Source organism: Streptomyces sp. 6N223 (genome assembly GCF_052246635.1).
Classification (GTDB): domain Bacteria; phylum Actinomycetota; class Actinomycetes; order Streptomycetales; family Streptomycetaceae; genus Streptomyces.
The window spans coordinates 34,748-46,860 of record NZ_JBQQCA010000037.1; the positions used below are offsets into that span (position 1 = coordinate 34,748).

General features: G+C 74.7%; 9 protein-coding genes. 2 read left to right on the forward strand and 7 right to left on the reverse strand.

Features of this window, described 5'->3' with window-relative positions:
* Positions 1-3: 3 nt before the first annotated feature.
* From ACTWQH_RS21910 to ACTWQH_RS21935, 6 genes are all read right to left on the reverse strand, one after another.
* Positions 4-711 (reverse strand): Rid family hydrolase, encoded by a 708-nt coding sequence (locus ACTWQH_RS21910; RefSeq protein WP_443288376.1) that lies wholly within the window; start codon positions 709-711, stop codon positions 4-6.
* Positions 708-2,249 (reverse strand): flavin monoamine oxidase family protein, encoded by a 1,542-nt coding sequence (locus ACTWQH_RS21915; RefSeq protein WP_443288377.1) that lies wholly within the window; start codon positions 2,247-2,249, stop codon positions 708-710. Before ACTWQH_RS21915 ends, ACTWQH_RS21910 begins: the two co-directional genes overlap by 4 nt.
* A 306-nt stretch (positions 2,250-2,555) precedes the next feature.
* The gene (locus ACTWQH_RS21920; protein ID WP_443288378.1) at positions 2,556-3,722 is read right to left on the reverse strand and encodes an acyl-CoA dehydrogenase family protein; all 1,167 of its coding nucleotides are present in this window, start codon (positions 3,720-3,722) and stop codon (positions 2,556-2,558) included.
* Between the two features lies 1 nt (position 3,723).
* Positions 3,724-4,743, reverse strand: a complete 1,020-nt coding sequence (locus ACTWQH_RS21925; RefSeq protein ID WP_443288379.1) for a hydroxymethylglutaryl-CoA lyase — start codon at positions 4,741-4,743, stop codon at positions 3,724-3,726.
* Positions 4,740-6,773 (reverse strand): acetyl/propionyl/methylcrotonyl-CoA carboxylase subunit alpha, encoded by a 2,034-nt coding sequence (locus ACTWQH_RS21930; RefSeq protein WP_443288380.1) that lies wholly within the window; start codon positions 6,771-6,773, stop codon positions 4,740-4,742. Before ACTWQH_RS21930 ends, ACTWQH_RS21925 begins: the two co-directional genes overlap by 4 nt.
* A gap of 49 nt (positions 6,774-6,822) precedes the next feature.
* Positions 6,823-8,469: a carboxyl transferase domain-containing protein gene (locus ACTWQH_RS21935; protein WP_443288381.1), complete on the reverse strand. Its 1,647-nt coding sequence runs from the start codon at positions 8,467-8,469 to the stop codon at positions 6,823-6,825.
* A 46-nt stretch (positions 8,470-8,515) separates the two neighbouring features.
* Between ACTWQH_RS21935 and ACTWQH_RS21940 the strand changes: the two genes are divergently transcribed.
* On the forward strand, positions 8,516-9,178 hold the full coding sequence (locus ACTWQH_RS21940; protein WP_443288382.1) for an SACE_7040 family transcriptional regulator: 663 nt from the start codon (positions 8,516-8,518) through the stop codon (positions 9,176-9,178).
* Positions 9,179-9,180: 2 nt separating this feature from the next.
* Positions 9,181-9,939 carry a Mut7-C RNAse domain-containing protein gene (locus ACTWQH_RS21945; RefSeq protein ID WP_443288383.1) on the forward strand — a complete coding sequence of 253 codons (759 nt, stop codon included), beginning with the start codon at positions 9,181-9,183 and terminating at the stop codon, positions 9,937-9,939.
* Between the two features lie 65 nt (positions 9,940-10,004).
* Here the strand turns inward: ACTWQH_RS21945 and ACTWQH_RS21950 are convergent, their stop codons facing one another.
* Complete coding sequence (locus ACTWQH_RS21950) at positions 10,005-11,846, reverse strand: tetratricopeptide repeat protein (protein ID WP_443288384.1); 1,842 nt, start codon at positions 11,844-11,846, stop codon at positions 10,005-10,007.
* Positions 11,847-12,113 lie beyond the last annotated feature (267 nt).

A 12,113-nucleotide genomic window follows, 5' to 3' on the forward strand; every position in this document is an offset into this window, starting at 1 on the left:
TGGTCAGCGGCGGTTGGGGTACGCCGCCGTCACTTCTACCTCAACGAGCCAGCCCGGAACCGCCAGCGAGGGGATCTCGATGGTGGCTCGGGCGGGGCGGGCGTCGTTGGGGACGAGGGGCTCCTCGGGTGCGGAGGTGCCCATGGGGACGGGGATGACCTCGTGGCTGGCCAGGTCGATGTTGGCGAAGTACTGCCGGTAGGCGCGGTTCCAGCCCGCGTAGTCGGCGGTCTCCTCGCCGGGCGGGGCGACGAGGTAGCACTTCATGGTGATGACGTCCTCGGGCTTGACGCCCGCCGCCTGGAGGTTGTTGACGATGTTGCGCAGCACCACCAGGGCCTGGGCCTCGGTGATGGTGACGCCCTCCTTGCCCTCGGTGAGGGCGGGGTCGGTGTAGCTCTCGGGCGAGCCGGCCGGGGCGCCGGGGTTGAGGGCGGTGGGGCCGAGGCCGCTGCTCTGATAGATGGCGACCTCGCCGCCCATCGCCACGCCGTTGGCGATGGCGGGGTTGCTGTTGCCCTCGGGCAGCATGACCCTGACCTCGTGGTCGCGGGGGGACCACCAGTCGCGGCCCTCGGCGACGGCCGCGCCGCCCGCCAAGAGGGTGAACGCCGCCGCGAGCGAGCCGAGCACCTTGGCGCGGCGGCTCATCGGCGTAAGGCGTGTCATCGGCGTAAGGCGTGTCATCGGCGTCAGCGTCGGGAGCTTCATGCGGCCATCACCCTTTCGTGGATGTCCGTGACGACCTTGCGGGCGGAGGTGAACGCCCCGTGCTGCCAGGCGATGACGTGGCTGAGCCAGTCGCCGGCGAAGTAGACGTGGCCGGCGGGCTCGTTGAGCAGCCGGTACTCCGGGCCGTTCTGGTCCGGCCAGCCGACCCAGCCCGCCTCGATGAACGGGGTGCGGTGCCAGGCCACGGAGAAGGCGGCGGCCAGTTCGGTGCGGTACTTCTCGCCGTGGATCGCGACGCCGCGGCTGATCGCGCGCTCGACGCGCTGCGGGTGCGGCAGGTCGCTGTACGCGGTGGCGTTGGGCCCGAAGTTGTAGTAGCCGATCAGGGTGCCGCGGCGGCCGTGGTAGCCGTAGGACGGGTACCAGATGGTGGACAGGTCCATGTCGGTCGGGGTGATGCCGCCGTAGATGTGCTCGTCCTTCTCCCACCAGCGGCTCTTGTACTCCAGGCCGATCTTGCCGACGGCCTGGGGCGCGGCGTAGCGCAGCGCGGCGGTGACGTCGGAGCCGAGGTTGTGGTTGAGGCGGGACAGGACCATGGGCGGCATCGCGGCGACGACGAAGTCGGCGCGCTCGGTGGCGGTGCGGCCCTGGGAGTCCTTCCAGGTGACCTCGGCGCCGTTGTCGAGGTTGGTGACGGCGGTGACCTCGGCGCCGTACGTGATGCGGCGGCGGCCGACGGCCTCGGCGAGGGCGTACGGGATGGCGTCCATGCCGCCGACCGGCTGGAACATCAGCATCGCCTGGTCGTAGCCGAACTCGAAGGAGAAGCGCTGCCCGAGCCCGCTGGCGATGACGTCGGAGAGGGAGGGCGGCGGGCCGAGGACGGTGCCCTCCTCGAAGGCGGCGCCGGGCTCGGCGGAGTACCCGCGCCGGTCGGTGCCGGCGTAGGCCCAGCTGTCGGCGCGGCCCTTGATGGCGCCGAAGTTCTGGAGGAACGCCAGCAGCCGCTCCTTGTCCTCCGCGGTGAGCTCGGCGTCCAGCGCGCCCTGGTCGGTGGCCTTGGCCAGCAGCTCGGAGACGTACCCGTAGACGTCGGCCTTGGCGGTGCGCCACCGCACGGGCTGTCCGGCGAGGGAGCCGGGGCTGTTCTGGTGGTAGATGTAGGCGTTGGCGTTCTGGTTGGTGAAGACCTCGAGGGGGACGCCGAGCTCGCGGCAGTACTCCATGGTCACGTGGGACTGCGGCAGCCGGGCGGGCCCGGCGTTCATGTACTGGCCCCGGGAGAACGAGGCGGTCTGGGTGCGGCCGTCGAGGTCGGTCAGGGTGGTGCCGCCGCGCACGGTCCAGTTGCGGCCGCCGGGGCGGTCCTTGGCCTCCAGGATCGTGCAGTCGTATCCGGCCTTCCCGAGTTCGTAGGCCGTCGCGAGGCCGGCTATGCCGGCGCCGAGTATGACGACCTTCCTGCCGCCGCGCCCGCTGAGCGTGAAGTCGCCGCGCTGGGGCGGGCGGTACGCCTCGGCCCGCGCGTCGGGGACCGGGGCGAGCCCCAGGGCGCCCATCGCGGAGTACAACATTCCGGCGCCGCCTGCGACTCCTACCGATCGCAGGAAACCGCGGCGGGTAGCGTCCGCCACCATCTATGCCCTCCTTGCCCGCGACTCGCGGGCAGGCCGGAGTCGCGTGTTGTGAACAATCCGGTTGTGCCTCGTGGTGAGGGTGTTGACCGGATGAACAAGCAACACGAGACTCCGGCAGGAGTGTTACGTGCGCATACCCATGGCGTATCCGTGTCATGAGCAAGCAAAGGTGGGCAACGAGCGGCAACCGTCATATAACGGTCGGCGACGACGGACGCCCCCGCGCGGGGGGCGCCGGCGGCGTCAGCCCAGCGCGGCGAGGCCGAGCTCGCGGGCGATCAGCATGCGCTGCACCTCGCTGGTGCCCTCGCCGATCTCCAGGATCTTGGCGTCGCGCCACATGCGGGCGACCGGATACTCGTTCATGAAGCCGTACCCCCCGTGGATCTGGGTGGCCTCGCGGGCGTTGGTGACCGCCACGTCGGAGGAGTGGAGCTTGGCGATGGCGGCCTGCTTCTTGAACGGCTCCCCCGCCAGCATCCGGCTGGCGGCGTCGCGCCACGCGAGGCGGGCGGTGTGGGCGCGCGCATCCATGTCGGCGAGCTTGAACTGGATGGCCTGGTTGGCCCCGATGGGGCGGCCGAAGGCGATGCGGGCCGCGGCGTACCGCAGCGACTCGTCCAGGCAGCCCTGGGCCAGGCCGGTGGCCAGCGCCGAGATGGCGATGCGGCCCTCGTCGAGCAGCGACAGGAACTGGGCGTACCCGCGGCCCTCCTCGCCGAGCAGGTTGGCGGAGGGGACGCGCACGTCGGAGAAGGACAGCTCGTGGGTGTCCGAGCAGTTCCACCCCACCTTGGAGTAGGGCGGGGCGATAGTCAGGCCGGGGGTGGGGACGGGCACGAGGAGGGTGGAGATGCGGGGGGCGCCGTCCTCGGCCCGGCCGGTGACGGCGGCGACGGTGACCAGGCCGGTGATGTCGGTGCCGGAGTTGGTGATGAAGCTCTTCGTGCCGTTGATCACCCACTCCTCGCCGTCCCGGACCGCCGTGGTGCGCAGGCCGCCCGCGTCCGAGCCGCAGTCGGGCTCGGTCAGGCCGAAGGCGGCGAGCATCTCCCCCGCGCACAGCCGGGGCAGCCACTGGCGCCGCTGCTCCTCGGTGCCGAAGCGGAGGATGGGCATGGCGCCGAGGGAGACGCCGGCCTCCAGGGTGACGGCGAGGGAGGAGTCGACGCGGGCGATCTCCTCGATGGCCAGGCACAGCGCCAGGAAGTCGCCGCCCATGCCGCCGTGCTCCTCGGGGAAGGGCAGGCCGAACAGGCCCATCTTGCCCATCTCGCGGACGATCTCGTACGGGAAGGCGTGCCGCTCGTAGTAGTCGCCGATGGCGGGGGCGATCACCTCGTGGGCGAACGCCTCCACGGTGCGGCGCAGCTCCTCGTGTTCCGGGGTGAGGCGGTGGTCCAGGGACATGTCAGCTCTCCTTGTGGGAGGTCCGGGTGTGCCGGGAGGTCCGGGAGGTGCCGGGGTCGCGGGTGAGCGCCCGGACGGTGCGGGACGGGCTGGGCCGCCCGAGGTGGCCGGCCAGCCACTCGCTGGTGGCGGTGAGCCGGCCGAGGTCGACGCCGGTGTCGATGCCGAGGCCTGCCAGCATCCACAGCAGGTCCTCGGTGGCGAGGTTGCCCGTAGCGCTCTTGGCGAACGGGCAGCCGCCGAGGCCGCCGGCCGAGGCGTCGACGGTGGTGACGCCGTGCCGCAGGGCGGTGAGGGTGTTGGACAGGGCCTGGCCGTAGGTGTCGTGGAAGTGGACCGCGAGGCGGGAGGCGCGGATGCCCGCCTCGTCGAGGGCGGTGAGCAGGGCCGCGACGTGGCCGGGGGTGGCGACGCCGATGGTGTCGCCCAGGCTGAGCTCGGCGCAGCCCATCTCGTGCAGGCGGCGGGCGACGGCGACGACCCGCTCGACGGGGACCGGACCCTCCCAGGGGTCGCCGAAGCACATCGACAGATAGCCGCGGGAGGGAACGCCGGAGGCGGCGGCGCGGGCCACCACCGGCTCGAACATGGCCAGGGCCTCGTCGACCGAGCGGTTGAGGTTGGCCCGGGAGAAGGACTCGGTGACGCTGGCGATCACGGCGATCTCGCGGGCGCCCAGCTCCAGCGCCCGGTCCAGGCCGCGCTCGTTGGGAACCAGCACGGGCAGCCGGTGGGTGCCGCCGAGGTCGGCCAGCAGCGGGAAGAGGGCGTCGGCGTCGGCGAGCTGGGGGACCAGGCGCGGGTGGACGAAGCTGGTGGCCTCGATCGTGGTGAGCCCGGCGGCGGCCAGCCGGTGGATGAACTCGGCCTTGACCTCGACCGGGACGATGGCCCGCTCGTTCTGCAGGCCGTCGCGGGGGCCGACCTCGTGGACGCGGACGCGGACGGGCAGGCCCTCGGCCGGAACGGTCATGGGCAGCGCGGGCGAACGCGCGGGCTCGGGCTCGGGCTCGCGGGTCATGGCGCGGCCTCCTCACCGGTGTCCGGGGCGACGACCGCGAGGAGCTGGTCCATGGCGACGGTGGATCCGGCCGTCACGTCCAGCTCGGTGACGGTCCCGGCGTGCGGGGCCGCGATGACGTGCTCCATCTTCATCGCCTCGACGACCATCAGGCTCTGACCGGCCGTCACCCGCTCGCCGACCGAGGCCTTGACGATGGTGACGGTGCCGGGCATGGGCGCCGTGAGGCTGTCCACGCCCGCCGGCCCGCGGGCGCCGGCGGCGACCGGGTCGTGGTCGCGCAGGTGCCACGCCTCGCCGTCCCGACCCAGCCACCGCCCGGCGGCGCCCGGATCGGCGGCGTGGTGGAAGGCGTGGCTGGTGCCCGCGTACTCGAGGACGACGGCGGCGGGGCCGGAGCGGGTCAGCCGGGCCGGGACGGGCTCGCCGTCGCCGACGCGGACCTCGGCGGCCCCGGCGCGCTCGCGCACCCGCACGGTGACCGGCTCCCCGCCCGCCGCCCGCAGGTGGTGCGGGGTCCAGGCCGCCTCGCCGCCGAGCCGCCAGCCGGAGGCGGCGGCGAACGGGTCGGTCCACGCCCCCGCCCCCGCCCCTGGCCCAGCGGGACCGGCCGCCGCGTGCCGCAGCAGCGCGGTGGCGGCGTACGCCTCGTCCGGCACCGGCGGCGGCAGCAGCGCGGCGGCGGCCCGCTCGACCAGTCCTGTGTCGAGCCGCCCGGCCGCCACGTCCGGGTGGGCGAGCAGGCGGCGCAGGAAGCCGGTGTTGGTGCCCACGCCGAGGACGGCGGTGCGGGCCAGGGCCGCGCGCAGCCGCCGCAGCGCGGTGGCGCGGTCCGGGCCGTGCGCGACGACCTTGGCCAGGAGCGGGTCGTACGCCGTGCCGACCTCGGTGCCCTCGGCGAGGCCCGAGTCCACGCGGACGCCCTCGCCGGACGGCTCGCGCAGCAGCCGGACCGTGCCGGTGGCGGGGAGGAAGTCGACGCCGCCCGCGCCGCCGTCGCCCGCTCGCGGGACCTCGGCGTAGACCCGGGCCTCGACGGCGTGGCCGGTGAAGGTGATCTCCTGCTGGCCGAAGGGCAGCGGCTCCCCCGCCGCCACGCGCAGCTGCCACTCCACCAGGTCCAGGCCCGTGATCAGCTCGGTGACGGGGTGCTCGACCTGGAGGCGGGTGTTCATCTCCATGAAGAAGAACCCGGCGGGGTCGTCGCCCGGGACGATGAACTCCACGGTGCCGGCGCCCCGGTACCCGCAGGCGCGGGCCGCCCGCACCGCCGCCCGCCCCATCGCCTCGCGCGTGGCCGGATCCAGCAGCGGGCTCGGGGCCTCCTCGACGATCTTCTGGTGGCGGCGCTGGAGCGAGCACTCGCGCTCCCCCAGGTGAAGCACCGAGCCGTGCCCGTCGGCGAGGATCTGCACCTCGATGTGGCGGGGGCGGTCGATCCAGCGCTCGACGAGCAGCGTGTCGTCTCCGAACGCGGCCCGCGCCTCGCGCCGGGCGGCGGCGATGTGCTCCTCCAGCGAGCCCGGCGAGCCCGGCGGGCCCAGCTCGCGCACCAGCCGCATGCCCTTGCCGCCGCCGCCCGCCGAGGGCTTGAGCAGCAGCGGGGGGCCCAGCGCACGGGCGGCCTCCGCCAGCCTCTCTCCGTGCGCCCCGGGCACCACCGGGACGCCCGCGGCCCCGACGGCCTCCTTGGCCCGGATCTTGTCCCCCATCAGCTCGATCGCCGACGCCGGCGGGCCGACGAACTCCAGCCCCGCGTCGGCGACGGCGCGGGCGAAGCCGGCGTTCTCCGCCAGGAAGCCGTACCCGGGGTGGACGGCCTGGGCGCCGGTGCGGCGGGCGGCCTCCAGCAGCGCGCCGGGCGAGAGATACCCCTCGACGCGGACGGCGGCGTCGGCCTCCCTCACGTGCCGGGCGGCGGCGTCGGCCGCAGTGAAGACGGCGACGGCGGCCAGCCCCAGGCGGCGCAGCGTGCGGATGACGCGGACGGCGATCTCACCCCGGTTCGCGACGAGCACGGTGTCGAACATCGTCCTGCGGCTCCCCTCACATCAGGCCTCGCATCGGGCCACGTACGTCTCACATCCGGAAGACGCCGAACCGGGGCGCGGCCGGGTCCCGCTCGGGCAGCGGCGCGTTGCCGCAGACCGTGAGGGCGAGGCCGAGCACGGTGCGTGTCTCCAACGGGTCGATAACCCCGTCATCCCATAGACGTGCGGTCGCGTAGATTGCGTTGCCCTGAGTCTCGTATTGATTACGGATCGGAGTCCTGAACGCCTCTTCCTCCTCCGCGCTCCACCGCTCGCCCCGGGCCCCGAGCTGGTCGCGGCGTACGGTGGCGAGCACGGCCGCGGCCTGCTCGCCGCCCATCACCGAGATCTTGGCGTTCGGCCACATCCACAGGAACCGCGGCCCGTACGCCCGGCCGCACATCGAGTAGTTGCCCGCGCCGTACGAGCCGCCGATGACCACCGTCAGCTTCGGCACCCGGGCACAGGACACGGCGGTGACCATCTTCGCGCCGTGCTTGGCGATGCCGCCCGCCTCGTAGTCGCGGCCGACCATGAAGCCGGAGATGTTCTGCAGGAAGAGCAGCGGCACCCCGCGCTGGTCGCACAGCTCGATGAAGTGCGCCCCCTTGAGCGCCGATTCCGAGAACAGGATGCCGTTGTTGGCGACCACGCCCACCGGGTGGCCGTGGATGCGGGCGAAGCCGGTGACCAGCGTCGTCCCGTAATCGGCCTTGAACTCCTGGAAGCGGGAGCCGTCCACGATCCGCGCGATGACCTCGCGGACGTCGTACGGCGTGCGCGGGTCGGCCGGCACCACCCCGTAGAGCCCGGCGGGGTCCACGGCGGGCTCCTCGGCCGGCTCGACCGGCCAGGGCAGGCCGTCGCCGCTCGCGGCCGGGGAGGCGGGCAGGGTGGCGACGATGTTCCGCACGATCCGCAGCGCGTGGGCGTCGTCCTCCGCGAGGTGGTCGGCGACCCCGGAGACGCGGGCGTGCAGCTCGCCGCCGCCCAGCTCCTCGGCCGTCACCACCTCACCGGTCGCGGCCTTCACCAGCGGCGGGCCGCCCAGGAAGATCGTGCCCTGGCCGCGCACGATGACCGCCTCGTCGCTCATCGCCGGGACGTACGCCCCGCCCGCGGTGCAGGAGCCCAGCACGGCGGCGATCTGCGGCACGCCGGCGGCCGAGAGGCGGGCCTGGTTGTAGAAGATGCGGCCGAAGTGCTCGCGGTCGGGAAAGACCTCGTCCTGGAGCGGAAGGAAGGCGCCGCCGGAGTCGACCAGGTAGAGGCAGGGCAGCCGGTTCTCGAGGGCGATCTCCTGGGCGCGCAGGTGCTTCTTGACCGTCATCGGGTAGTAGGTGCCGCCCTTGACGGTGGCGTCGTTGGCGAGGATCAGGGCGTGGCGGCCGTGGACGCGGCCGATGCCCGCGATGACGCCGGCGGCCGGGGCCTGGCCGTCGTACATGCCCTCGGCGGCGAGCGGGGCGATCTCCAGGAAGGGCGAGCCGGGGTCGAGCAGGGCGTCGACCCGGTCACGGGGCAGCAGCTTGCCGCGCGCGGTGTGGCGGGCGCGGGCGCGCTCGCCACCGCCGAGGCGGGCCGCCGCCAGCCGCTCGCGCAGCCGGGCGGCCAGCTCGCGGTGGGCGGCCTCGTTGGCCTGGTACGCCTCGGACGCCGGATCGGCGGTGCTGGTCAGCAACGGTGCCTGCCGCATGCTCCCAAGGTTAACGCTCGCTAACCTGGCTGTCTACAATGAGGCCATGAGCCCACGCCCCCACACGCCGGCCACCGATGCCACCGATGCGACGGCCGCCACCGCCGCCAGCGGCGCGAGCGGCGTCACCCCGCGCCGGGCGCAGATCCTGCGGGAGGCCTCGCGGCTCTTCGCCGAGCGCGGCTTCCACGGCGTCGGCGTCGACGAGATAGGGGCCGCCGTCGGCATCAGCGGGCCCGCGCTCTACCGGCACTTCGCGGGCAAGGACGCCATGCTGGCCGAGCTGCTGCTCGGGATCAGCGTCCGGCTGCGGGACGGCGGGCTGCGCCGCGTGGAGGAGGCGCGGACCGGCGGGCTGCCGCCGGCGGCGGCGCTGGACTCGCTGATCGCCGGGCACATCGACTTCGCCCTGGACGACCGGGCGCTGATCACCCTGCACGACCGCGAGCTGAACCGGCTGCCGGACGCGGACCGCAAGCGGGTCAGGCAGCTCCAGCGGCAGTACGTGGAGCTGTGGGTCGAGGTGGTCCTCGCCGTGTACCCGGGGCTCGTGGAGGACGAGGCGCGCGCCTGCGTCCACGCCGTCTTCGGCCTGCTGAACTCAACCCCGCACCTGGCGAGGCCCGGCACCCTGCCGGATCGGGACCGCACGGCGGCGTTGCTCCACCGCCTGGCGCGCGGCGCGTTCGCGGCGGCGGAGGAGGCGTAGCCGTGCCGGAGACGCCTGAGACGCGGAAGACGCGGGAGACGCGGGAGATCAGCGTGAGCTTCGCGCCCGAGCTGCGGCCGCTGGCCGCCGCACCCGAGCGGCGGGCCCGGGTGGACGGGATCTCGACGCTCGGGCACGTCGTGGAGTCGCTGGGTGTGCCGCTCACCGAGGTGGGGCGTCTGGAGGCGGACGGCCACGAGGTGCCGGTCACGCACGTGCCCTCGCCGGGCGAGTCGGTGCGGGTCGCCGCCGTCACCCGCCCGCAGCGGGTTCCGGGCGCGCCGCTGCGCTTCCTGCTCGACGTGCATCTGGGCAGGCTGGCCCGGTGGCTGCGGCTGCTGGGGGTCGACGCGGCGTACTTCAACGCCGACATCGGCGACGCGGCGCTGGCCGCGCGCTCGGCGGCGGAGCGGCGGGTGCTGCTCTCCCGCGACCGGGGGCTGCTGCGGCGCCGCGAGCTGTGGGCCGGGGCGTACGTCTACAGCGACCGTGCGACGGAGCAACTGCGCGACGTCCTGGGCCGCTTCGCGCCCCCGCTCGCGCCGTGGACGCGCTGCACGGCCTGCAACGGGCGGCTGCGGCCGGTGGAGAAGGAGACGGTGGTGGCGCGCCTGGAGCACGGGACGCGGCGCACGTACGACGTCTTCGCGCGGTGCGCGGAGTGCGGGCAGGTGTACTGGCGCGGCGCGCACCACGCGCGGCTGGCCGGGATCGTGGACGAGGCGATGCGCGACTTCGGCGGGGCGGGTGGCGAGACGTGACGGGGTGACGGCCGGTCAACGGCGTTCCTCCCGTTGACCGGCCGTCAGCCTCAGCCGTCACGCCGTCACGCCGTCAGCTCCTGGCGGAGCGCGTCGCGCAGGCGGGCGGCGCGGTCGGCGACCTCGGCCGGGCCCAGCTCGATGGCGCGGGTGCACCAGTCGCCGCCCTCGGCAAGGTCGCCGCGACGCGACGCCAGCAACGCCAGCCTCAGCGCGGCGCGGCCGTGCCCGGCCTCGGCGGCGCGGGTCCACCACAGCGCCGCCTCCGGCTCGCTGCCCTCGCGCGCCAGCAGCAGCCCGAGGTTGAACGCGCCGTTGCGGCTGCCCGCCTCGGCCGCGGCCCGGTACCAGCGGGCCGCCTCCACCACGTCGCCGCGGGCGGCGGCGCACATGCCGAGCCGGACCTGCGCCCGGCGGTGGCCGCGATGGGCGGCGTGGGCGTACCAGCGCTCGTGCTCCGGCACGGCGTCTGCACCGACGCCGGTGCCGACGCCGACGCCGGCCTCCGCCTCGGCCCCGGCGTCGGCCTCCGCACCAGCACCAGCACCAGCACCAGGGCTTGTTCCCGCACCAGCACCCGCGCCCGCATCCGGGACCGCGACGACGACCGCCGGGGCCTTCGCGCCCACGCCCGTGCCGGTGTCCGCCACCTCGCCGGGAACGGGCGGGCCGGCGCCCGAACCCCGCTCCAGCACCACGGCCAGCCGGAAGGCGCCCTCCACGCTGCCGCCCTCGGCGGCCCGGCGCAGCTCCCGCTCGGCCCGGCGCTGGTCCGCCTCGCCCTCGCCGTCGCGCAGCAGCTCGACGGCGATCTGCAGGGACGCCTCGGCGTGCCCGGCCGCAGCGGCCTGCTCGTACCAGCGGCGGGCCATGGCGTCCTCGCCCCGGCCCGCGTGCAGGATGCCGAGGTTGAACGCCGCGTCGACGCTGCCCGCCTCGGCCGCCTTGGAGAACCACGGCTCGGCGCCGGCGGCGTCGCCGCGCTGGAGCAGCAGCACGGCCAGCGCGTTGGCGGCCTCGCGGTGCCCGGCGTAGGCGGCGCGGCGGTACCACTGCTCGGCCGAGGCCATGTTGCCCTGGCCCGCGCACAGCAGCGCGAGGTTGAACGCGCCGTTGAACTCCCCGGCCTCGACGGCCACGCGGTACCAGCGCTGGGCCTCCTGCCGCTCGCCGCGCTCGGCGTGGAGCGCGCCGAGGGCGTTGGCGGCCGGGCCGTCGCCCTCCCGCGCCGCGCGGCGCCACCAGCGCTCGGCGCCGGCCTCGTCGCCCGCGTCGCGCAGCAGGAAGCCCAGGGCGCTGGCTGCGCGCGCCTCGCCCGCCTGGGCGGCGTCGAGGTACCAGCGGCCCGCCTCGGCGACCTGGCCGCGCTCCTCCAGCAGCGCACCCAGGCGCAGCGCGGCGCGGCGGTGGCCGCGGGCCGCGGCCTGCCGGAACCACGGCTCGGCGGCGGCCAGGTCGCGCTTGCCGACCAGGCAGGCGTGGCGGTACGCCGCCTCGCGGTGGCCGCGCTCGGCGGCGGCCCGGAACCACTGCTCGGCGTCGGGCGAGCCCCGGTGGTCGAGCAGGTCGGCCAGGGCGTAGGCGCCGGAGGCGTGGCCGGACTCGGCGGACTGGCGCAGCCAGTACTCGGCGGCGGTCTCGTCACCGCGCTCGCGGTAGTGGCGGCCCAGGGCGTGGGCCGCCGGGGCGGAGCCGGCGACGGCGGCGATGCGCCACCACTCGGCGGCCTCGTCGTACCGGCCGGACTGGTGGAGCAGCACCCCCAGATTGTTGGCCGCGGAGCGCTCGCCGTCGGCGGCCGCGGCGCGCAGCGGCGGCTCGGCGCGGTCCAGGTCACCCTGGCGCAGCAGCCGGGCGCCCTCACGGGCCGCCGCACGGCTGCTCTCGAACCTGGCCTTGTCCCCCATAAGGTCCATAGTCGCACCACCTGAAACCTGCGTACACCTCGTATACCGCAGCCAGTGAAGTCACTTCAGCGGTTTATCGACTTCCCGATATGGATACACCCAAACGCCAAGCCCGCCGGGGAGTTGTCGGGAGTTGTCCAGGTGCCGACACGCAGTATGGTCCCCGGCCGCTCGTCAGCGCCTCATCGCCGGCGGCGTGCTGCTGCCGAACTGATGCACAGGGCTGACGAGTTTGCCCGGAACGCGACGGCCCCGGAGACCAGCTCG

Coding starts and splice junctions, on each gene's coding strand:
- ACTWQH_RS21925 (WP_443288379.1), bottom strand. CDS start 4,743: ATGACCCGCGAGCCCGAGCCCGAGCCCGCGCGTTCGCCCGCGCTGCCC.
- ACTWQH_RS21920 (WP_443288378.1), bottom strand. CDS start 3,722: ATGTCCCTGGACCACCGCCTCACCCCGGAACACGAGGAGCTGCGCCGC.
- ACTWQH_RS21950 (WP_443288384.1), bottom strand. CDS start 11,846: ATGGGGGACAAGGCCAGGTTCGAGAGCAGCCGTGCGGCGGCCCGTGAG.
- ACTWQH_RS21910 (WP_443288376.1), bottom strand. CDS start 711: ATGAAGCTCCCGACGCTGACGCCGATGACACGCCTTACGCCGATGACA.
- ACTWQH_RS21935 (WP_443288381.1), bottom strand. CDS start 8,469: ATGCGGCAGGCACCGTTGCTGACCAGCACCGCCGATCCGGCGTCCGAG.
- ACTWQH_RS21915 (WP_443288377.1), bottom strand. CDS start 2,249: ATGTTGTACTCCGCGATGGGCGCCCTGGGGCTCGCCCCGGTCCCCGAC.
- ACTWQH_RS21930 (WP_443288380.1), bottom strand. CDS start 6,773: ATGTTCGACACCGTGCTCGTCGCGAACCGGGGTGAGATCGCCGTCCGC.
- ACTWQH_RS21940 (WP_443288382.1), top strand. CDS start 8,516: ATGAGCCCACGCCCCCACACGCCGGCCACCGATGCCACCGATGCGACG.